The organism is Candidatus Pristimantibacillus lignocellulolyticus, assembly GCA_023639215.1.
Lineage (GTDB): Bacteria > Bacillota > Bacilli > Paenibacillales > Paenibacillaceae > Pristimantibacillus > Pristimantibacillus lignocellulolyticus.
Genome location: CP097899.1, coordinates 1,921,665 through 1,943,331, shown reverse-complemented (window position 1 = coordinate 1,943,331; position 21,667 = coordinate 1,921,665). Strand labels below are relative to the sequence as shown.

The window sequence follows — 21,667 nt, the reverse complement described above, 5'->3', positions numbered from 1 at the left end:
TGATACAACTTTTCATTGCAATAAAAAAGCGGTAGACCTCCATACACGTAAACGTGATGAAAATCTACCGCTTGATTTAACAGCAATTAAGCTTATTCTACAGCAATCGCTTCACTTTGCTCATCTGAAAGAACCGCTGTTCCAGCATTCTCTTCAATACCTGCAAAGCGAATGTTACGGTAACGTTGCATACCAGTACCGGCAGGGATTAGCTTACCGATAATAACATTCTCTTTAAGACCAAGCAATTGGTCAACTTTACCTTTAATCGCTGCATCAGTAAGAACACGTGTTGTTTCTTGGAATGATGCGGCAGACAAGAAGGAATCAGTTTCAAGAGATGCTTTAGTAATACCAAGTAATACAGGCTTAGCAATAGCTGGATCTTTACCCGTAAGAATTGCATCTAAGTTCGCCGCTTCATATTCATGCATATCCACGAATGAACCTGGTAATAGAGTAGTATCACCCGCAATAACGATACGGATTTTACGTAGCATTTGCTTAATCATAACCTCAATGTGTTTATCATTGATTTCTACACCTTGGTTACGATATACGCGTTGTACTTCTTGTAGAATATAGTTTTGAACGCCACGAATACCTTTGATACGAAGCATATCTTTAGGGTCGATAGAACCATCAGTAAGTTCATCTCCGGCTTCAACATGCTGACCTTCAGTTACACGGATACGAGATCCGTAAGTAACAGGATATTCTTTGGATTCTGCTTCACCTTGAATTTCAATAACACGACGATCTTTTGTTTCGTGAATTTTCTTCACGACACCATCAAGCTCAGAAATAAGCGCTTGACCTTTAGGATTACGTGCTTCGAATAGTTCTTGGATACGCGGAAGACCTTGTGTAATATCATCTCCGGCTACACCGCCCGTATGGAACGTACGCATTGTCAACTGTGTTCCTGGCTCACCGATAGATTGAGCTGCGATAATACCAACCGCTTCACCAATCTCAACATGTTTACCAGTAGCAAGGTTACGACCATAACATACTTTACATACACCGTGACGAGCACGACAGCTAAGTACAGAACGAATTTGAAGCTTTTCAACACCGGCTTCAACGATTGTTTCAGCTTTATCTGCATCGATAAGTTCATTACGGTTAACTAGAATTTCTCCAGTTTTCGGATGACGAACCGTTTCGAATGAATAGCGACCTTCAATACGGTCAAATAGGTCTTCAATAACCTCTTTACCATCTTGAATTTTGCTAACAATAAAGCCTTTATCAGTACCGCAATCTTCTTCACGAACGATTACATCTTGTGCTACGTCAACTAGACGACGAGTCAGGTAACCTGAATCGGCTGTACGTAACGCTGTATCGGCAAGACCTTTACGCGCACCATGCGTAGAGATAAAGTACTCTAGTACTGTAAGGCCTTCACGGAAGTTAGATTTGATCGGTAACTCAATGATACGACCAGATGGATTGGCCATTAGACCACGCATACCACCTAGTTGTGTAATTTGAGATTTATTACCACGGGCTTTAGAGTCAACCATAAGCATGATGTTATTATAGCGGTCCATAGATTTCATTAGGACATCTGTAATTTCATCCTTACACTTACTCCAAATGCTAATGATACGGTCATAACGCTCTTCATTCGTAATAAGACCACGACGATATTGGTTCATAACTGTTGCTACTTTTTCTTCTGAAAGTTTCATGATTCCAGCTTTTTCAGATGGAATGATAATATCAGCTACGCCGATAGTAATACCAGCTTTAGTAGAGTAAGTGAAACCAAGTTGTTTGATCAAGTCTAGAATGACAGACGTTTTAGTTGTGTGATATTTACGGAAACATTCCGCGATAATTGTTCCTAGGTAGTCTTTACCAACTGCAGGAGCTATCGGGAAGTCATTCATAATTTTTTGTAGGTCAGCACCTTTTTCGTACACGAAATAGTGATCAGGAATACCATTTATCAAGTTAGTTTTAGTAGCTTCGTTGATATATGGGAATTCAGATGGGAATATTTCGTTGAAAATTACTTTACCTATTGTTGTGCAAAGAAGCGCTGCGTTTTGTTTGTCTGTAAAGCTTGATTTGTTCAATGCTTTAGCAGGGATAACAATACGAGCATGAAGAGCTGCAGCACCACGTTGATAAGCAGAAACTACTTCGTTCACCGTAGCATAAATACCGCCACTACCTTTAGCTTCTTTGTTGTCCATTGTAAGGTAGAATGAACCTAGAACCATATCCTGAGACGGTGTTACTACTGGTTTACCATCTTTAGGGTTCAAGATGTTACCAGAAGCTAGCATCAGCATACGCGCTTCAGCTTGCGCTTCAGCAGACAATGGAACGTGAACCGCCATTTGGTCACCATCGAAGTCAGCGTTATAAGCTGTACATACTAATGGATGCAATTTAATTGCGCGACCTTCAACAAGGATCGGTTCAAAAGCTTGAATACCAAGTCTATGCAAGGTTGGGGCACGGTTTAGAAGAACCGGATGCTCTTTAATAACTTCTTCAAGCACATCCCAAACTTCTCCACTTACACGCTCAACTTTACGCTTAGCACTCTTAATGTTATGTGCTAGACCTTTGTTAACAAGTTCTTTCATAACGAAAGGCTTGAACAATTCTAGCGCCATTTCTTTTGGTAGACCACATTGGTACATTTTCAAGTTAGGACCTACAACGATAACCGAACGACCAGAATAGTCAACACGTTTACCTAGTAAGTTCTGACGGAAACGTCCTTGTTTACCTTTAAGCATATGAGACAATGATTTCAAAGGACGGTTACCAGGACCCGTTACAGGGCGGCCACGACGACCATTATCGATCAATGCATCAACAGCTTCTTGAAGCATACGTTTCTCATTTTGCACGATAATATCAGGAGCACCAAGATCAAGAAGACGTTTTAGGCGGTTATTACGGTTAATAACACGACGATACAGATCGTTCAAGTCAGATGTAGCAAAACGGCCACCATCTAGTTGAACCATCGGACGAAGTTCTGGAGGAATGACAGGAAGTACATCCATAACCATCCACTCAGGCATATTACCGGAATTACGGAATGCTTCTACTACTTCAAGACGTTTAATCGCACGATTACGACGTTGGCCTTGAGCAGTGCGCAATTCTTCCTTCAACGTTACAAGTTCACCTTCAATATCGATATCTTGAAGCAATTTCTTAACAGCTTCAGCACCCATGCCTGCTTGGAAACCATAACCGTATTTTTCACGGTAGCTACGATATTCCTTCTCGGACAATAGTTGTTTTTTCTCAAGTGGAGTTTCACCAGGATCAGTTACAACATATGATGCAAAATAGATAATCTCTTCTAGAGAACGAGGAGACATATCTAGCGCTAGCCCCATACGACTTGGAATACCTTTAAAGTACCAAATATGAGTAACAGGCGCTGCTAATTCAATGTGTGCCATACGTTCACGACGTACTTTAGCACGAGTGACTTCAACACCACAGCGATCACAAACTACACCTTTATAACGTACACGTTTGTATTTACCGCAATGACATTCCCAGTCCTTTGTTGGTCCGAAAATCTTTTCACAGAAAAGACCCTCTTTCTCCGGTTTCAACGTTCTATAATTGATGGTTTCCGGCTTTTTAACCTCTCCGCGGGACCATGAGCGAATCTTGTCTGGCGATGCCAAACCAATTTTCATATACTCGAAGTTGTTCACGTCCAACAAGGAGCAACCCTCCTTCGTCATGTATGACTATGTCTTATTAAGCACCAAACTTCAATCAGCGAGAGTATTCTCTACACTGACTGAAGCTTAGTTTGTGCTTTGTGAAATTATGCTAAATCAAGATTATCTTCTTCTTCAGTAAATTCATCATCTTCTGATTCTGAACTACTAGCAACTACAGGAGCAGTTTCGAATGCATCAACTTCAACGTCGTCTAGGTTAAGCTTTTCGCTTGTGCCGTCATCGTCGTCATCCATCTCTTTCATTTCGATCTCTTCTTCGTCTTCCGATAGGATCTTAACATCCATACCCAAACTTTGAAGCTCCTTGATCAATACTTTGAATGATTCTGGAACACCTGGTTCTGGAACATTTTCACCTTTTACGATTGACTCGTATGTTTTCACACGACCAACAACGTCATCGGATTTAACAGTAAGAATTTCTTGTAGTGTATAAGCGGCACCATATGCTTCAAGTGCCCAAACCTCCATCTCACCGAAACGCTGTCCACCAAATTGAGCTTTACCTCCAAGTGGCTGTTGCGTAACAAGTGAGTAAGGACCAGTAGAACGAGCATGGATTTTATCTTCAACCATGTGGGCCAGTTTGATCATGTACATGACACCAACTGTAACTTCACGTTCGAACTCATCACCAGTACGTCCATCATAAAGTATAGTTTTACCATTACGATTCATTCCAGCTTCTTCCATAGTATCGAAGACGTCATTCTCATTGGCACCATCGAATACTGGAGTTGCAGCATGAATTCCAAGTAATTTACAAGCCATACCTAAGTGAACCTCTAGCGCTTGACCGATGTTCATACGTGATGGTACACCTAGTGGGTTAAGAACAACCTCTACTGGAGTTCCATCTGGTAAGAACGGCATATCTTCTTCTGCCATAATACGTGCGATGACACCTTTGTTACCGTGACGTCCCGCCATTTTATCGCCTTCAGATATTTTACGTTTTTGAGCAATGTACACACGTACTAGATGATTAACTCCCGGTGGAAGCTCATCGCCATTTTCACGAGTAAATACTTTAACATCAACAACGATACCAGTTGTACCATGCGGTACACGTAGAGAAGTATCACGAACTTCACGAGCTTTCTCACCAAAGATCGCATGTAGTAGACGTTCCTCAGCAGTAAGTTCCGTTACACCTTTAGGCGTAACTTTACCAACTAGAATGTCACCAGAATTGATTTCAGCACCGACGCGGATAATACCACGCTCATCAAGGTTGCGAAGTGCATCTTCACCAACGTTAGGAATATCACGAGTAATTTCCTCTGGTCCAAGCTTCGTATCACGAGCTTCAGATTCATACTCTTCAATATGGATAGATGTATAAACATCTTCTTTAACTAGTTTTTCACTAAGAAGGATAGCATCCTCATAGTTATAACCTTCCCAAGTCATAAACGCGACAACCACGTTACGACCTAGAGCCAATTCACCCTTCTCAGTAGAAGGACCATCCGCAAGAATATCACCTTTTTTGATGATATCACCTTTACGAACTAGTGGACGTTGGTTAATACAAGTACCTTGGTTAGAACGCATAAATTTGTGAATCTTATGTCTAACTAGATCACCTTGTACTTCCTTACCGTCTACGATTTCTACACGACGAAGAAGAATTTCATTAGCTGTAGCACGTTCGATTACACCATCGAATTTGGATACTACACATACACCTGAGTCTTTTGCTGCCTTATGCTCCATACCAGTACCAACAAGTGGTGATCTAGGAATAAGCAAAGGCACTGCTTGACGTTGCATGTTCGATCCCATTAGCGCACGGTTGGAGTCATCATTCTCTAAGAATGGAATCAACGCTGTCGCAACGGAAACGACTTGCTTAGGCGATACGTCCATATAGTCAACACGGTTACTTGGCATCGTTAAGATGTTATCTGCTTGCTTATTGAAACGTACAATCGTTTCTTTTTCAGCAAACTTGCTATCTTCTGTAAGCGGTGCGTTCGCTTGTGCAACGATATAGTTATATTCCTCATCGGCAGTCATGTAAGAGATACGCTCTGTTACAATGCCTGTTTCAGGATCAACCCAACGATATGGAGCTTCAATGAATCCATATTCATTGATACGCGCATATGTTGATAAGGAGTTGATCAAACCGATGTTTGGTCCCTCTGGCGTTTCAATCGGACACATACGACCATAGTGAGAGTTATGAACGTCACGCACTTCAAAGCCAGCGCGTTCACGCGTCAAACCACCAGGTCCTAGTGCAGATAGACGACGCTTATGCGTCAATTCCGCTAGTGGGTTTGTTTGGTCCATAAATTGAGACAATTGAGAAGATCCGAAGAACTCCTTAATTGATGCAATTACAGGACGAATATTAATTAACGCTTGAGGCGTTATAGCATTAGCATCCTGAATCGACATTCTCTCACGAACAACACGTTCCATACGAGAAAGACCGATACGGAATTGGTTTTGTAGCAATTCGCCAACTGAACGCAAACGACGGTTACCTAAATGGTCAATATCGTCTACATCGCCTACACCTTGTAATAAGTTAAGGAAGTAGTTGATAGAAGAGATAATATCTGCAGGCGTAATATGCTTAACAGATTTATCAATAATACCGTTAGCGATAATTTTGATGATTTTGCTTTCATCATTAGGAGCGTACACACTAATCGTTTGAAGCGGAATATCATGAGATTCTAACACACCGTTACCAACGGAATATGTTTTGAAGCCGATATCTGATTCAAGACGATCAAGAATTTGGTCTAGAATACGACGGTCTATCACTTGTCCCTTTTCAGCAACAATTTCACCAGTCGAAGCATCAATCAAATCTTCTGCAAGACGTTGATTGAAAAGACGGTTCTTAATGTGAAGCTTCTTATTAATCTTGTAACGACCAACATTCGCTAAATCATAGCGTTTTGGATCGAAGAAACGAGCAACTAGCAAGCTTCTAGCGTTATCCAATGTTGGCGGTTCACCTGGACGAAGACGCTCGTAAATTTCAATCAGAGCTTTCTCTGTTGAATCTGTGCTGTCTTTATCAAGTGTGTTGCTGATGTATTCATCATGACCAAGAAGATCAAGAATTTCAGCATCAGTACCAAATCCAAGCGCACGAAGAAGTACTGTTACCGGGATTTTACGCGTACGGTCAATACGAACGTAGACGATATCCTTAGCATCAGTTTCAAGTTCAAGCCATGCACCACGGTTAGGAATTACAGTAGCCGTGAATGCTTTTTTACCGTTTTTATCAACTTTAGTGCTGAAATACACACTCGGGGATCGTACCAATTGGCTGACGATAACGCGTTCCGCCCCGTTAATAATAAACGTGCCGGTCTCTGTCATTAGTGGGAAATCACCCATAAAGACTTCTTGTTCCTTAACCTCGCCTGTCTCCTTGTTGATTAAACGTACTTTCACACGTAAAGGAGCTGCAAACGTAACATCCCGTTCTTTCGATTCATCGACTGAATATTTCGGTTCACCTAAGCTGTAATCAATAAACTCAAGCGATAAATTGCCCGTAAAGTCCGAAATCGGAGAGATATCTTGGAATAACTCAATTAAGTCATTATCCAAAAACTTCTCATACGATTTTTGTTGGATTTCAATCAGGTTCGGGACTTCCAGCACCTCTTTGATTCGACTGTAGCTCCTACGAGTACGTCGACCATACTGAACAAGTTGTCCTGCCAACTTAACCTCACCCCTCATGTCTGTCTAACAGCAACGTAATTTCCACAGCTGTTGCGATAACTACTCATTATGTCTGTAGTTATCATAAAAATAAAGAAAAGCCCTTATCGAATACGTTCGAAAAAAGAGCATGTTTCTGGCAGTTAACCATCCGTCACGCGATAACGAAGGTAATATCAAGTAATTTTGCCCAAATTCTTACTGTTTACTCCAAAAATACCAAATTATTTCAAATCGCGTACAATTCGGCACTTGACACTTTAGTTAACTAAAGAGATTATAAGCAATTTTATGCTGACATTCCATAATACTAACATATTAGAAATGTCAAGTCAAATGTTTTCGATTTTATTCAGTATAATTTTCATGAAATTGTTATTTAGCTTTTATTGCCTTGAAAATGCGATACCCTTTATCTTTAGTTACTTCTTCAACATCCCCGAATAATTGCTCCAATTTTTCGAATGCTGAAGGGGCACCTTGCTTCTTCTGAATAACAATCCACATACTACCACCAGCATTAAGTAAATTATAACCTTCTTCGAAAACACGATGCACAACTACTTTACCAGCACGAATCGGTGGATTACTAATAATGCAATCAAACTTTTGATCGTTCACTGATTCATAGAGATCGCTTTGCAACACTGTCACATTACTTACTCCATTTTGTTTTGCATTAGCTTTGCTTAGTTCTACCGCTCGCTCATTAATGTCGATCATTGTAATATGACCTTGTGGCGCGAGCTTAGCTGCAGTAATTCCAATCGGGCCATAGCCACAACCTACATCTAATACGGTAGCATTCTCAGCAAATTGCATGACTTCTATTAACACTTGACTACCATAATCAACACCAGATCTCGAAAATACTCCAGCATCGGTGGCCAGCTTAATATTAAAACCTCTTAAATTCCATTCATGTTGTTTCTTTGAACTTGCTACTGTTGGTTGCTTTGAATAGTAATGATTGGACAACCGTTTCACCAACCTTCAATCGTTCATATAAGAAGCCCCTTGAAACCTAGGCTTCAAGGGGCTCTGTTATACTCGCCATTTAGTTAGCAAGTAAGATTGTATCCGTTAATTACTTAACTTCTACAGTTGCGCCAGCTTCTTCAAGCTTAGCTTTGATAGCTTCTGCATCTTCTTGGCTAACGCCTTCTTTGATTGCTTTAGGAGCGCCATCAACAACTTCTTTAGCTTCTTTCAAGCCAAGACCAGTGATTTCACGAACCGCTTTGATTACGTTGATTTTAGAAGCACCAGCGTTGTTAAGGATAACATCGAATTCAGTTTGAGCAGCAGCCGCACCAGCGTCAGCGCCACCAGCCATTACTGCAACTGGAGCTGCAGCAGTTACGCCGAATTCTTCTTCGATAGCTTTAACAAGATCGTTTAATTCTAGAACAGTCATACCTTTAATTGATTCTAAGATTTGTTCATTAGACATGATATTACCTCCGGTAATTTTATTATTTTTTTGGTTTACGATGCAAAATGCATCAGTATTAAAACGTAAATCTATGAAACAAGATTAAGCTTGTGCTTCTTGTTTTTCTGCAACAGCTTTAACTGCAAGCGCGAAGTTGCGAACTGGAGCTTGTAGTACGCTGAGTAGCATAGAAAGAAGACCATCGCGAGACGGAAGTTCCGCAAGAGCTTTAACTTGAGCACTATCAACAACTTTACCTTCAACAAGACCACCTTTAAGTTTCAAAGCCTCGTTTTTCTTAGCAAAGTCATTAAGAATTTTAGCTGGAGCAACAGCGTCATCTGCGCTGAAAGCTACTGCTGTAGGACCAGAAAGAATATCGTTAAGCGCTGTGTACTCAGTACCTTCAGTCGCACGACGAACGATTGAGTTTTTAAGAACTTGGAACTCAACACCAGCTTCGCGAAGCTGTTTACGAAGTTCAGTTACTTGAGCAACGTTCAATCCGCGATAATCAGCAACGATTGTACTTGGGCTGGAAGCAAGCTTCGCAGCTACCACGTCAACTGCTTCTTGTTTCTTTTGGATAATTTTAGCGTTAGCCAAACTGTACACCTCCCGTTAATTGTTACATCCCGTGTAATTTAGAGAGATCCTATCCTCGATGCATGAGAAAGGCCCTCGCAGATTAGCAAGGGCCATGATTCCGTTCGCTATTCAATAGTATTGAATGCTATAAACGCTCTATCATAACACCTCGGTAGGATATTTAAGCCACTAGGGCACCTACTGTCTACGGTATGCATATTCAAAGTTAATTCAATGTTTCTTGTCTATCAATTAGCGGTAGCTAGCAGTATTAACGCGAGCACCTGGACCCATTGTAGAAGAAACAGAGATGTTTTTCAAGTAAACCCCTTTAGCTGCAGCTGGCTTCGCACGAAGTAGCGCATCTACCAATGCTTTCAAGTTTTCATTCAATTTTTCAGCATCGAATGATACTTTACCGATTGGAGCATGGATTTGACCTGCTTTATCAAGACGGTATTCAATTTTACCCGCTTTGATTTCTTGAACAGCTTTAGTAACATCAAATGTTACCGTACCTGCTTTAGGGTTCGGCATAAGACCTTTACCACCAAGGATACGACCAAGTTTACCAACTTCAGCCATCATGTCTGGAGTTGCTACGCAAACATCGAAATCGAACCAACCTTGTTGGATTTTGTTGATCATATCTGTGTCGCCAACATAGTCAGCGCCAGCAGCTTCTGCCTCTTTAATTTTTTCGCCTTTAGCGAAAACTAGAACTTTTTTAGTTTTACCAGTACCGTGTGGTAGTACTACTACACCACGAACAGCTTGGTCTTGCTTACGAGGGTCTACACCCAAACGTACAGCAACTTCAACAGACTCGTCAAACTTAGCTGTTGCAGTTTTTTTCACAAGATCAATTGCCTCTTGTGGCTCGTAGCTAGCTTCGCTATCAATAAGCTTAGCAGCTTCAACATACTTTTTACCGTGTTTAGCCATTGTAAGTTCCTCCTAATGTGGTTTTAACGGAGTAGCATTCAAGATGCACTCCTCCCACCTGTGAAGCAAAGCTTCACAAAGCGAGTTGCTGCTCTACTTCAGTTACAATCTACGACTAGTCGACGATTGTAATACCCATAGAACGAGCAGTACCTTCAACCATAAGCATAGCTGATTCTACAGAAGCAGCGTTAAGGTCAGGCATTTTAGTTTCAGCGATTTCGCGAACTTTATCACGTTTAACCGTTGCAACTTTCTTTTTATTCGGTTCACCAGATCCTTTTTCGATACCTGCTGCTACACGAAGCAATACTGCTGCCGGTGGCGTTTTAGTTTCGAATGTAAAGGAGCGATCCTCGAATACTGTGATAACAACTGGAATAATCAATCCAGCTTGGTCTGCTGTACGAGCGTTAAACTCCTTACAGAATGCCATGATGTTCACACCAGCTTGACCTAGAGCAGGACCGATTGGTGGCGCTGGATTAGCTTTACCAGCAGGAACTTGAAGCTTGACCAATTTAATGACTTTCTTTGCCATGATTCACACCTCCTTGACTTGATATACAGATATTCTCTCGAGCATCTGCTTGAGAACCAACCTAAGTAATTAGATTTTCTCCACCTGAGTATAATCTAGCTCAAGCGGGGTTTCTCTGCCAAACATGTTGACGTGAACCTTCAGCTTCGCCTTGTCGAGTAGAATTTCTTCTACCGATCCGACAAAGTCTGCAAAAGGACCTACTTTGACGCGAACAGTTTCTTTTAGCTCGAACTCAATCTTCGGCTTAGGCTCATCCATTCCCATGTGCTTAAGAATTTGTTCCACTTCTTCAGGCAACAACGGGGTAGGTTTCGAACCTGAACCCGTAGATCCTACAAAACCCGTAACTCCAGGTGTATTTCGAACAACATACCATGAGTCATCAGTTTGAACCATCTCGACAAGAACGTATCCAGGATAAACCTTACGTTGGACGACTTTTTTCTTACCGTCCTTCTCCACGATCTCTTCTTCCATTGGCACAAGGACACGGAAGATTTTATCTTCCATATTCATTGATTCAACGCGACGTTCCAAATTGGCTTTCACCTTGTTCTCATAACCGGAGTACGTGTGCACGACGTACCATCTTTTTTCCATCACAAATCCACCTTTGGGCCTTCTCAGACAATTAGATTTACGAGAGCTGAAATCCCGATGTCTAGAAGCCAGAAGTAAATCGTCACAGCCACAACCGTCAACAACACAACGATAGAATAGCTAGTTAATTCCTTGCGATTAGGCCAACGGACTTTCTTTAACTCTGCCCAACTGTCAGCAAAAAAACTAAACGTCGTACTAAAGCTCTGTTTCACTTTCGCCAAAAATGTCACGGTCACACCTCCCATTGACTATCTCGTCTCGCGATGAGGAGTCTGCTCGTTACAAAACTTGCAAAACTTCTTCAACTCGATGCGGTCGGGGTGATTGCGTTTGTTCTTAGTTGTCGCATAGTTTCTCTGTTTGCAGTTTGTGCATGCCAGCGTGATGATAACCCGCATTGAATAACACCTCCCGAACTGCTAAAAAATAAGAAGCAAAAAGCTCAAATTCTATGCCCTGTGTCGATTTCGCCATAACGAAAAAACCTTTTCCAAGGCCTACCTTAACACTTTATCATAAGGCAAACGTCATGTCAATGCAAAACAACTGTCTCGGGCGTGCAATATACCATCTTTTTCAAAATTGTATCGCTAGTTTTTGCTTCACCTCTAGCTTTATCAACTCTCGTCCATCTAGTATATTCCAATTACTGTCTCATTAAACCAATGGACTGTCTTCGGTGCCTGAAAATTTCAGACAGCAAAGACAGTCCGTTGTTCATTAATTTATATATTACGTATGATTCACATGATAGCGGTCATAGTTGGTCTGATGTATCTCTAACTTCCAAGTATTTTTCAAGCTTACGTTTTACTCGTTGCAAAGCATTATCAATCGACTTTACATGACGCTTCAAATCAACAGCAATTTCTTGATACGAACGACCATCTAGATATAGCATAAGTACTTTACGTTCCAAATCACTAAGTATCTCCGCCATCTTATCTTCGAGTCCTGAAAATTCTTCTTGATTAATTATTAATTCTTCTGGGTCCGACACTCTAGTACCGCATATAACATCTAATAGCGTACGGTCGGAATCTTCATCGTATATCGGTTTGTCCAAAGAAACATAGGAATTAAGAGGAATATGCTTTTGGCGAGTAGCAGTTTTGATTGCGGTAATAATCTGACGTGTAATACAAAGTTCAGCAAATGCTTTAAAGCTAGACAACTTGTCTCCCTTATAGTCACGAATTGCTTTGTATAATCCGATCATACCTTCTTGAACAATATCTTCTCGATCAGCACCTATAAGAAAGTACGATCTAGCCTTCGCTCTCACGAAGTTTTTATACTTATTGATCAAGTATTCCAAAGCTATACTTTCACCATTACGGACAGCTTCTACAATTTCTTCATCCGTATTATTATCATATTCGAGCGTACTCCATTCTTTGAGGTCGATACTCATACCCCATCCCTCCGGCCTGCAAGGCGTACACCGCTAGATTTATATGCACAAAACATAGAGTCAGTATACATGAAAATAGGCTTTTCAGTCAACCAAACTGAGCCTATTTCCTGTATATTCTATAACATAATTAGAATTTATTGGTTAATTTTCGACATGAGGCAATAATATGCTCAATCTGGCTTCTCGCCACGCCTTAATTTCTCAAGTTTTATCCATACTTCATCTGACACGCGATTATCAATAGAATGACGTTTCTTAGTGGCAGGTTCAGTGATGGTCTGTTTAATGTCGACATTATTTCGCTTAATTTCGATATGCAATTCACGTGCCGTCATCCTCAGAGCACCTTGTCCAAAAATTACATGTTGTTCCATCATATCGGACGTTGCAACATACACATTACGCCTACGACTTATCCACTCACTGCAAATACGCTCGATGCACTCATCTGCTGTCTCTTTTTCTTTCGTATAGACGACCGTTAATCTGTGCTGATTGTATGTCGCTCCAATGCCTGGCATTTGATGGGCATCAAATATGACATACACGTGTAGACCTGTAAAGCCTTGATAATCCGCCAACATATGTAGGAGCTCATCTCTTGCTTCTTCCAAGCCAATATCTTTCAAGCGTGCCAGTTCAGGCCATGCCCCAATCATATTGTAGCCATCGACAAGTAGCACATCATTTCGCCTATTTATCATACTATAGACCTCTACGTTGTCTTAGCACCTCATACATTAGCACACCAGCAGCTACTGATGCATTTAGAGAATTCAATTGTCCAGCCATAGGAAGCTTCACAAGGAAATCGCATTTTTCTTTAATTAAACGACCCAATCCATTACTTTCATTACCAATGACTAAGGCAAGTGGCATATCGAATTTATTTGCATATACATCAGCAGTTGCCCCTACATCTGCACCCGCGATCCATACTCCCGCTTCTTTCATCGTTTCAATCGTTTGTGCCAAATTCGTTACACGAGCAACCGGGATATGCTCTGCAGCACCTGCTGATATTTTTAATACCGTTGCTGTCAGTCCTGCTGAACGACGTTTCGGAATAATAACACCATGCACTCCAGTACATTCCGCAGTTCTAAGGATGGAACCTAAGTTATGCGGATCTTCAATTTCATCGAGAATGATGAATAGTGGAATTTCACCTTTCTGTGCTGGGATCGCTAGTAAATCTTCCAGTTCGATATAATCAACAGCAGCGGCTTGAGCGACAACCCCTTGATGTGTTACTCCAGGTACAAGTTGATCCAACTTACGCTTGTCAACGAATTGAATGATAATTCCATTCTTTTTCGCTTCTCCAAGAATGGAACCAGTTACACTTTTTTGTGCACCCTCAGCAATCCATATCTTATTAATTTCACGACCTGAGCGTAGCGCTTCTAGCACAGGATGCTTTCCAGCAATTAAACCTTCTGTATTATGAGTCTCTGACATGTTGTTCACCCTTTCTTACCTATAGAGGTAGTTCAAAACATTCACTTGTGATCACGATGATTGGCTAACGTAGCTTAATCGGCATCAAAACTGCCATTCATCGCTAGTTCCGGTGCTCGTGTACCAACTACGTACACTCCGCTCCTCACTTCACTAGCTTTATGGCATTTTCTCGGTGCTGACAAGCAAATGTTTTGATCTTTCATTTTAAGTTTGACCTATTCTAATAAACGCATAAAAAGTGAGCTTTCGCTATACTTTCCAAGTTCACTTCATATTCGACGTTGACTAAGCTGAGTTAGCTTAACATCGTTATCAAAGTCCGCTTTTTGAACTACCCATTCCAATAAAGGTTCAAAAAACGGGCTTTCGCAAGCCGAGAAGATGGAGTGCTACTTGAGAAAGGTGGAAGCGCAAGTGTACGTTATTGGTACACGCGAACCGCACTTTCCAAGTTCACTTCATATTCGACGTCGACTAAGCTACTTTAGCTTAACATCGTTATCAAAGTCCGCTTTTTGAACTACCGCTACCTTCGATGCCGATAGCTAATAATTGCCCTAGCCGCTCGATCCGTCCTTCAAAATATAAGTAACCAACTAATGCTTCTAGCGCAGTTGCATGCCGATAATCTAACATATCTGCATTTTTCGGAGGATTGCCTGACTTAGTGTTACGACCACGTCGAACGATATCCGCTTCTTCCTCCGTAAGGTGTGACTGCCACTTTTCTAACATTTTGCGTTGTGCCTTTGCAGACACGAATTGCGTAGCTTCTTTATGCAAGTGATGCGACTTATGATTGGGTAAGGAAATCAAATATTGTCTTACCATCATCTCATATACCGCATCGCCCATATAGGCTAATACTACAGGCGAGACGAGATTTGGTGATTTACTAGGGTTATGAAATGCAAATGGATTATCCATAGTTCACGCTCACTTACGGCGCCAGCGAATACCTTGTGGAGTATCCTCTAGTACGATATTCATTTCATTAAGCAAATCACGAATCTCATCGGCTCTTGCCCAATTTTTTGTCGCTCTTGCTTCTGTACGTTCAACAATAAGTTGCTCGACTTGTTCTTCCAAATTATCTACTTCCGCTTTTTCAGGCAATAATCCAAGAACATTATCAAACGTAAGGAATAACTTTTCAATAGCTTCGATAGACGCATAACTTAAATTCGTATCTTGTAACTTCGTATTCGCCAATGCCACCAACTCAAATAATGCAGTAATTGCATCAGGCGTATTGAAATCATCATTCATCTTGCTATTAAAATTAAGTTCAATTCGCAGTAGTTCAGCGTGTATTTGTGCATCTAGACTACCTTGCTCTTGATCTTTAACAAGTTCAAGGCGATGAAGGACATTGTTATAACTGTTAGTAATACGATCAACGCTATTTAGCGCTTGAGCTACCGTATCATCACTAAAGTTCAACGGGCTACGATAATGTGCAGCAAGCATGAAGTAACGAATCGCTTGTGGTTTTACATTTTTCACGATCTCACGAACGGTAATACCATTACCAAGTGATTTAGACATTTTCTCATTATTAATATGAATGTAACCATTGTGCATCCAATAATGAGCAAGTGATTCACCAGTTAAGCACTCTGATTGTGCAACTTCGCACTCATGATGCGGAAATTGCAGATCAAGTCCACCGCCATGAATATCTAGTGTATCACCCAAATATTTGCGAGCCATTGCCGAACATTCAATATGCCAACCTGGACGACCTTTACCCCAAGGACTTTCCCAACTGATCTCACCTGGCTTAGCTGATTTCCATAGTACAAAGTCTTGCTCGCTATCTTTACGCTCATCTAATTCAACACGAATACCATGTTGTAACTCATCAAGGTTCTGATGTGATAGCTTGCCGTAGTCAGGGAATGTTGAAGTACTAAAATAGACGTCTCCTGCACTTTCATAAGCGTGCCCTTTATCTACTAGCCCAGCAATAAATTCAACTACCTCATCGATATGATCCATTACACGTGGGTTCAAGTTGGCCGGACGAATACCAATTGCCGAAGTATCTTCATGGAAAGCTGCAATAAATTTATCTGCTACTTCATTAACTGTTGTACCAAGTTCATTCGCTTTACGAATCAGTTTATCATCTACATCTGTAAAATTAGAAATGTAATTGACTTCAAGTCCTGTATGCTCCAAATAACGTCGAACGACATCAAAGAAAATCGCAGGACGTGCATTTCCAATATGAATATAGTCGTATACTGTAGGTCCACACACATACATACGCACTTTGCCCGCTTCAATCGGTACAAACTGCTCCTTTTGACGTGTGATAGAATTATAAATTGTAACTGACATTAAAATAAACCTCCACCCTCGTTAACTACTCTGATCATTTTCTTTATCTTTTCTAAATTTCTTCAGTGAATCAATCTCTTGTTGCATCTCTCTCAGCATCTCAATAATAGGATCTGGTAATTGTGTATGATCAAGTCGATCGCGAACTTTCTCACCGTTTCTTTTCACTATCCGACCTGGATTACCTACAACGGTACAATTATCTGGCACTTCCCGAAGAACAACCGCATTGGAGCCAATACTAGAATTATTCCCTACAGAAAAAGAACCTAACACTTTTGATCCGGAGCCAATAACAACATTATTTCCAATGGTTGGGTGTCGTTTACCTTTTTCTTTACCTGTACCACCCAATGTCACTCCTTGATAGATAACTACATCGTCGCCAATGATACAAGTTTCACCGATAACAACTCCCATCCCATGATCGATAAACAGACGTTCACCAATCTGTGCTCCAGGATGGATTTCAATACCCGTGAAAAATCGACTTACTTGAGAAATCATTCTAGCTAGTGTATACCATTTTCCATTATAGCAAGCATGAGCAATACGGTGCGCCCATATTGCGTGTAAACCAGAATAAGTGAAAATAACTTCAAACCGACTTCTTGCAGCTGGATCATTCTCTATTACTGCTTGGATGTCGGATCGGAAATGCCGAAACATACACGTTCCCCCCCTTTTCACTTGCCAGTACGATGTCTACCTTCGCAGTTTATTCGACTTCGCATTTGCCATTCATCGCTTGTTTCGATACTCGTGTACCAACCACGTACACTCCGTTTCTCACGTCACTAGCTTCATGTCAACTACTTGGTCCTGACAAGCGAAATATTCGATGATGCTCTTTTTGTGGGTATGTCTATGGTGATTAGCTATTGATAAGCTTCGATGATTCAACGCCGGATCTTTGATCCTGGTTGAATAGGGCTTTCCAATTGTGATCACAATTGGAAAGCTTCCTTCTGCGGAAGCTTGTGCTGAGCTTCTTGTATTGCTTCGTAAGCATAATCCGCGTGATTACAACCCGAGTCTGCTACTACGCGTTTCCGCGTACACACAGTCGTGATATTGAACTCCCTCTTCCAATCAAGTTCAATTTGCTCGGCTGTCGGCACCAAAAAGATTCGTGCAAATTGAACATCCTCTATGTGAAGAACAAAAAAAGCCTCCGTAGTACGTAAACGTACTACAGAGGCGTCAAAGATCGCGGTCCCACTCTGTTTAATAAGAGAAATGATAACTTGCCGAGCACTCTCCTATTATCTTAGCATCTTTAACGCAGATGATACGTTGTGACCTACCCTGTTCATATGAGAACAGATCGGGACAAAGCTCACAGGTGCAACTTCAATTATTGTGATGAGATAATTTTCAGCCCACGTCTTCTCTTTCGCAGGAGAAAACGCTGATTATCCTCTCTGAACATCGACATCTAATTTACTAATCCTGATCAGTGCTTTATGTTATTCAATAAGTATAACGAATCACCCACATACTGACAAGCCTCCGTTAGCTTGTGATCACGATGATTAATCTATCGGTGCTTAATCGACTTCGTATTTGTCATTCATCGCTTGCTCCGATACTCGTGTACCAACCACGTACACTCCGTTTCTCACTTCACTAGCTTCATGCCAACTACTCGGTGCTGACAAGCTAGCACCCCACGATGCCCTCTTATGAGTAACCTCGTTGGATTCGCTTCGATGATTCAACAGCGGATCTTTGATCCTGGTTGACTACTAGTGAATTGCCAACGTTGGCCCTCTTGTGAGTAACCCCGTTGGATTCGCTTTGATGGTTCAACTCCGGATCTTTGATCCTAGTTGGATAGCCTCACGATTGTGAAGCTATTATGCTGCAAGAGACGCTACAACGACACAATTACGCTAGGCGTGCTTGTAGGCGGGCAACTACTTTATTATGGCCAAGCAATACAAGGGATTGATTCAAGTCAGGACCGTGTGTTTGACCAGTGATGGCAGCACGGATTGGCATGAATAGTGCTTTACCTTTGCAGCCTGTTGATTTCTGTACAGATTTGATCATTGCTTTAATTCCGTCCACTGTAAATTCTGCGTCATCTGCTTGTAATTCCGCTAGGAACGCTGATAATACAGTAGGTACTGTTTCTTCTGCTAACACTTCGATGGCTTCTGCTTCATCTTCAACTGTTTCACGGAAGAATAGAGCTGTATGTTCAATAATTTCAGATGCGCTGCGAAGTTTGTCTTGATGTAGCGCTACTAGATCATGCACCCATGACAATACTTCATCGCTAGGTTGCTCTGCTATTAATCCTGCATTTTGTAAGTGTGGTAGGCATAAAGCAACGATACGCTCTATATCAGCCTTCTTAATATATTCATTATTCATCCATGCAAGTTTTTGTGAATCAAAAACAGCAGGACTTTTACTTAAACGGCCAGCGTCGAACACTTCAATAAGCTGTTCACGACCATACATCTCTTGTTCACCCTCTGGCGACCAACCTAATAATGCAATAAAGTTAATTAACGTTTCTGGCAAATACCCTAATTTATCATATTGTTCGATAAATTGAATAATGGATTCATCACGTTTACTTAACTTCTTCTTACTCTCGTTCACGATTAATGTCATATGAGCAAATTGTGGTGGCTCCCACCCGAATGCTTCATAGATCATTAATTGTCTAGGTGTATTAGAAATATGATCTTCTCCACGAAGAACATGACTTATTTTCATTAAATGATCATCTAGTGCTACCGCAAAGTTATACGTAGGAATTCCATCTTTTTTCACGATGACGAAGTCACCCATCTCATTCGTATCAAAAGAAATCGTTCCTTTAACCATGTCATTGAATGTATATGTGCGATCTGCAGGCACTCTGAAGCGAATACTTGGAATACGACCCTCTGCTTCAAAAGCAGCTCTTTGCTCATCTGTTAAGTTACGGTGCTTACCAGAATAGCGAGGCGTTTCATTGCGAGCAGTCTGCTCTTCACGTTCTTGCTCTAGTTCTGCTTCCGTGCAGTAACAACGGTAAGCTAAGCCGCGATCAATAAGGTCTTGCCAATACTTGTTGTAAATATCAAGACGCTCAGTTTGACGGTATGGACCATACTCCCCGCCAACATCAATACTTTCATCCCAATCGATACCAAGCCATTTCAAATATTTCAACTGGCTTTCTTCCCCACCAGCAACATTACGTTTAACATCAGTATCCTCAATACGTATAATAAACTTTCCACCTAAATGACGTGCAAATAAATAATTGAATAATGCCGTTCTTGCGTTACCAATATGTAGATGACCTGTTGGTGACGGTGCATATCTAACTCTAATTTCTGCTGACATATATATTCAGTCCTTTCAAAACTTATTATTATCTCCCTATGTAACTCCATGTAAATAATAGGTTACATTGAAACATAAACTAAAACGGGTTCTAAACTTCCAATCAAGGTTCAAAAAGTGGGCTTTCAGAACCCAGCAGATGACATGAAGCTAGCGACGCGAGAAGCGGAGTGTACGTACTTGGTACACGAGCATCACAGCTAGCGATGAATGGCATATGCGACGCCGAGTAGGCAACAAAGCAACCACATCGTTATCAAAGTCTACTTTTTAACCAAACACACAACTGCCTGAGAAGCTATACCTTCACCACGCCCAGCAAACCCTAATTGCTCTGTAGTTGTTGCTTTAACATTGACCTGAGAATGATCAGCATGTAGTACATTTGCAATTACTTCAATCATTGCAGGAATGTACGGAAGCATTTTAGGCTTTTGCGCAATAATTGTAGCATCTACATTACCAAGTTGGTAGCCTCTATTTTCGACCATTTCCCATACTTTACGTAATAATTCTACACTATCCGCGTCTTTATATGCAGCGTCTGTATCAGGGAAATGTTTTCCTATATCTCCTAATGCAAGTGCACCTAGAATAGCATCTGTAATTGTATGTAACAATACGTCAGCATCGGAATGTCCTAGTAATCCTTTTTCATAAGGAATAGTCACTCCTCCAATAATTAACGGACGATCTTCTACTAATTGATGTACATCAAAACCTTGTCCAATTCTAATCATAACTTTTTCCCCCTAAAACTTTTTGTTGGCTTCCTGGATTGCTTCAATAGAAACAGATAGTAACATCAGAAGCATAAACCTCTATTACGTGATCTCGTTCTCCATTTTAGAAAGTAGTTGCTGCGCCCAAGGCAAATCTTCTGGCGTCGTAATTTTAATATTCGTATACTCACCTTCAGATACTACTACCGGTAACCCCGTCCATTCTACAACCATTGCATCATCTGTTCCAAGTAACCCTTGCGTTAATGCAGCTTCATGAGCTTGTAGCAACAAGTCATGACGAAAAGCTTGCGGCGTTTGAATAGCCCACAAGCTTTTACGATCTGGGGTAGCTGTAATTACACCTTCGCTATTCACTTGCTTGATCGTATCTTTCACGGGAACTGCAAGAACAGCAGCTCCATGTTCTACGGCCTTCGCACAACATGCTTTCACTGCATGTTCAGAGACGAATGGTCTAACACCATCATGAACCATAACCCATGATGATTCTATATGCTGCAACCCTGCATATACAGAATGCTGACGCTCTGTACCGCCTGCAATAATTGTCTTTACCTTCATAAGGTTATATTGGTCACGCCATTGCTGACAACGTTCTACATCTTCAGTACCTACCACCAGAACAATTTCGCTAACGTCTTTCATCAATTGAAATCGTTGTAGTGTATGTACCAGTATTGGTCTATCACCAAGTTGTAAATATTGTTTACTTTCACTTGTGCCCATACGTGTCCCGCGACCTGCAGCAACAATTACGACACCCCAAAGTTCATTCATGAGT

19 protein-coding genes and 1 other annotated feature are annotated in these 21,667 nt (G+C 41.2%); all 19 genes read right to left on the bottom strand.

Annotation, left to right across the window (positions count from 1 at the left end):
* Positions 1-92 precede the first annotated feature (92 nt).
* Complete coding sequence (gene rpoC / locus NAG76_08110) at positions 93-3,719, bottom strand: DNA-directed RNA polymerase subunit beta' (protein URN96179.1); 3,627 nt, start codon at positions 3,717-3,719, stop codon at positions 93-95.
* 107 nt (positions 3,720-3,826) lie between these two features.
* A complete protein-coding gene (gene rpoB / locus NAG76_08105) occupies positions 3,827-7,447 on the bottom strand; it encodes a DNA-directed RNA polymerase subunit beta (GenBank protein ID URN96178.1) in 3,621 nt (1,206 codons plus the stop codon).
* A 375-nt stretch (positions 7,448-7,822) separates the two neighbouring features.
* The gene (locus NAG76_08100; GenBank protein ID URN96177.1) at positions 7,823-8,425 is read right to left on the bottom strand and encodes a class I SAM-dependent methyltransferase; all 603 of its coding nucleotides are present in this window, start codon (positions 8,423-8,425) and stop codon (positions 7,823-7,825) included.
* A gap of 109 nt (positions 8,426-8,534) precedes the next feature.
* Positions 8,535-8,900 carry a 50S ribosomal protein L7/L12 gene (gene rplL / locus NAG76_08095; GenBank protein ID URN96176.1) on the bottom strand — a complete coding sequence of 122 codons (366 nt, stop codon included), beginning with the start codon at positions 8,898-8,900 and terminating at the stop codon, positions 8,535-8,537.
* A gap of 84 nt (positions 8,901-8,984) precedes the next feature.
* Positions 8,985-9,488: a 50S ribosomal protein L10 gene (gene rplJ / locus NAG76_08090; protein ID URN96175.1), complete on the bottom strand. Its 504-nt coding sequence runs from the start codon at positions 9,486-9,488 to the stop codon at positions 8,985-8,987.
* A gap of 55 nt (positions 9,489-9,543) precedes the next feature.
* Positions 9,544-9,699, bottom strand: a sequence feature (ribosomal protein L10 leader region).
* A gap of 23 nt (positions 9,700-9,722) precedes the next feature.
* Positions 9,723-10,415 (bottom strand): 50S ribosomal protein L1, encoded by a 693-nt coding sequence (gene rplA, locus NAG76_08085; protein URN96174.1) that lies wholly within the window; start codon positions 10,413-10,415, stop codon positions 9,723-9,725.
* Positions 10,416-10,530: 115 nt separating this feature from the next.
* Positions 10,531-10,956 (bottom strand): 50S ribosomal protein L11, encoded by a 426-nt coding sequence (gene rplK, locus NAG76_08080; protein ID URN96173.1) that lies wholly within the window; start codon positions 10,954-10,956, stop codon positions 10,531-10,533.
* A 69-nt stretch (positions 10,957-11,025) separates the two neighbouring features.
* A complete protein-coding gene (gene nusG / locus NAG76_08075) occupies positions 11,026-11,559 on the bottom strand; it encodes a transcription termination/antitermination protein NusG (GenBank protein URN96172.1) in 534 nt (177 codons plus the stop codon).
* A 23-nt stretch (positions 11,560-11,582) separates the two neighbouring features.
* Positions 11,583-11,792 (bottom strand): preprotein translocase subunit SecE, encoded by a 210-nt coding sequence (gene secE, locus NAG76_08070; protein URN96171.1) that lies wholly within the window; start codon positions 11,790-11,792, stop codon positions 11,583-11,585.
* Positions 11,793-11,810: 18 nt separating this feature from the next.
* Positions 11,811-11,960: a 50S ribosomal protein L33 gene (rpmG, locus tag NAG76_08065; GenBank protein URN96170.1), complete on the bottom strand. Its 150-nt coding sequence runs from the start codon at positions 11,958-11,960 to the stop codon at positions 11,811-11,813.
* 359 nt (positions 11,961-12,319) lie between these two features.
* The gene (gene sigH / locus NAG76_08060) at positions 12,320-12,976 is read right to left on the bottom strand and encodes an RNA polymerase sporulation sigma factor SigH (protein URN96169.1); all 657 of its coding nucleotides are present in this window, start codon (positions 12,974-12,976) and stop codon (positions 12,320-12,322) included.
* 173 nt (positions 12,977-13,149) lie between these two features.
* Positions 13,150-13,683 carry an NYN domain-containing protein gene (locus NAG76_08055; GenBank protein URN96168.1) on the bottom strand — a complete coding sequence of 178 codons (534 nt, stop codon included), beginning with the start codon at positions 13,681-13,683 and terminating at the stop codon, positions 13,150-13,152.
* Position 13,684: 1 nt separating this feature from the next.
* Positions 13,685-14,440 (bottom strand): 23S rRNA (guanosine(2251)-2'-O)-methyltransferase RlmB, encoded by a 756-nt coding sequence (gene rlmB / locus NAG76_08050; protein URN96167.1) that lies wholly within the window; start codon positions 14,438-14,440, stop codon positions 13,685-13,687.
* Positions 14,441-14,944: 504 nt separating this feature from the next.
* The gene (locus NAG76_08045; protein URN96166.1) at positions 14,945-15,370 is read right to left on the bottom strand and encodes a Mini-ribonuclease 3; all 426 of its coding nucleotides are present in this window, start codon (positions 15,368-15,370) and stop codon (positions 14,945-14,947) included.
* A 9-nt stretch (positions 15,371-15,379) separates the two neighbouring features.
* Positions 15,380-16,789 (bottom strand): cysteine--tRNA ligase, encoded by a 1,410-nt coding sequence (gene cysS / locus NAG76_08040; protein URN96165.1) that lies wholly within the window; start codon positions 16,787-16,789, stop codon positions 15,380-15,382.
* 21 nt (positions 16,790-16,810) lie between these two features.
* A complete protein-coding gene (cysE, locus tag NAG76_08035; protein ID URN96164.1) occupies positions 16,811-17,458 on the bottom strand; it encodes a serine O-acetyltransferase in 648 nt (215 codons plus the stop codon).
* A gap of 1,221 nt (positions 17,459-18,679) precedes the next feature.
* The gene (gltX, locus tag NAG76_08030) at positions 18,680-20,140 is read right to left on the bottom strand and encodes a glutamate--tRNA ligase (GenBank protein ID URN96163.1); all 1,461 of its coding nucleotides are present in this window, start codon (positions 20,138-20,140) and stop codon (positions 18,680-18,682) included.
* 263 nt (positions 20,141-20,403) lie between these two features.
* Positions 20,404-20,880, bottom strand: a complete 477-nt coding sequence (gene ispF, locus NAG76_08025) for a 2-C-methyl-D-erythritol 2,4-cyclodiphosphate synthase (GenBank protein URN96162.1) — start codon at positions 20,878-20,880, stop codon at positions 20,404-20,406.
* Positions 20,881-20,964: 84 nt separating this feature from the next.
* Positions 20,965-21,663: a 2-C-methyl-D-erythritol 4-phosphate cytidylyltransferase gene (ispD, locus tag NAG76_08020; protein URN96161.1), complete on the bottom strand. Its 699-nt coding sequence runs from the start codon at positions 21,661-21,663 to the stop codon at positions 20,965-20,967.
* Positions 21,664-21,667: the final 4 nt, after the last annotated feature.

Bases quoted from the DNA above. Each gene is read 5' to 3' on its own strand.
- rplA (URN96174.1), bottom strand. From the start codon at position 10,415: ATGGCTAAACACGGTAAAAAGTATGTTGAAGCTGCTAAGCTTATTGAT.
- sigH (URN96169.1), bottom strand. From the start codon at position 12,976: ATGAGTATCGACCTCAAAGAATGGAGTACGCTCGAATATGATAATAAT.
- cysE (URN96164.1), bottom strand. From the start codon at position 17,458: ATGTTTCGGCATTTCCGATCCGACATCCAAGCAGTAATAGAGAATGAT.
- rplK (URN96173.1), bottom strand. From the start codon at position 10,956: ATGGCAAAGAAAGTCATTAAATTGGTCAAGCTTCAAGTTCCTGCTGGT.
- cysS (URN96165.1), bottom strand. From the start codon at position 16,789: ATGTCAGTTACAATTTATAATTCTATCACACGTCAAAAGGAGCAGTTT.
- rplL (URN96176.1), bottom strand. From the start codon at position 8,900: ATGTCTAATGAACAAATCTTAGAATCAATTAAAGGTATGACTGTTCTA.
- rpmG (URN96170.1), bottom strand. From the start codon at position 11,960: ATGCGGGTTATCATCACGCTGGCATGCACAAACTGCAAACAGAGAAAC.
- ispD (URN96161.1), bottom strand. From the start codon at position 21,663: ATGAATGAACTTTGGGGTGTCGTAATTGTTGCTGCAGGTCGCGGGACA.
- rlmB (URN96167.1), bottom strand. From the start codon at position 14,440: ATGTCAGAGACTCATAATACAGAAGGTTTAATTGCTGGAAAGCATCCT.
- NAG76_08055 (URN96168.1), bottom strand. From the start codon at position 13,683: ATGATAAATAGGCGAAATGATGTGCTACTTGTCGATGGCTACAATATG.
- NAG76_08045 (URN96166.1), bottom strand. From the start codon at position 15,370: ATGGATAATCCATTTGCATTTCATAACCCTAGTAAATCACCAAATCTC.
- nusG (URN96172.1), bottom strand. From the start codon at position 11,559: ATGGAAAAAAGATGGTACGTCGTGCACACGTACTCCGGTTATGAGAAC.
- ispF (URN96162.1), bottom strand. From the start codon at position 20,880: ATGATTAGAATTGGACAAGGTTTTGATGTACATCAATTAGTAGAAGAT.
- gltX (URN96163.1), bottom strand. From the start codon at position 20,140: ATGTCAGCAGAAATTAGAGTTAGATATGCACCGTCACCAACAGGTCAT.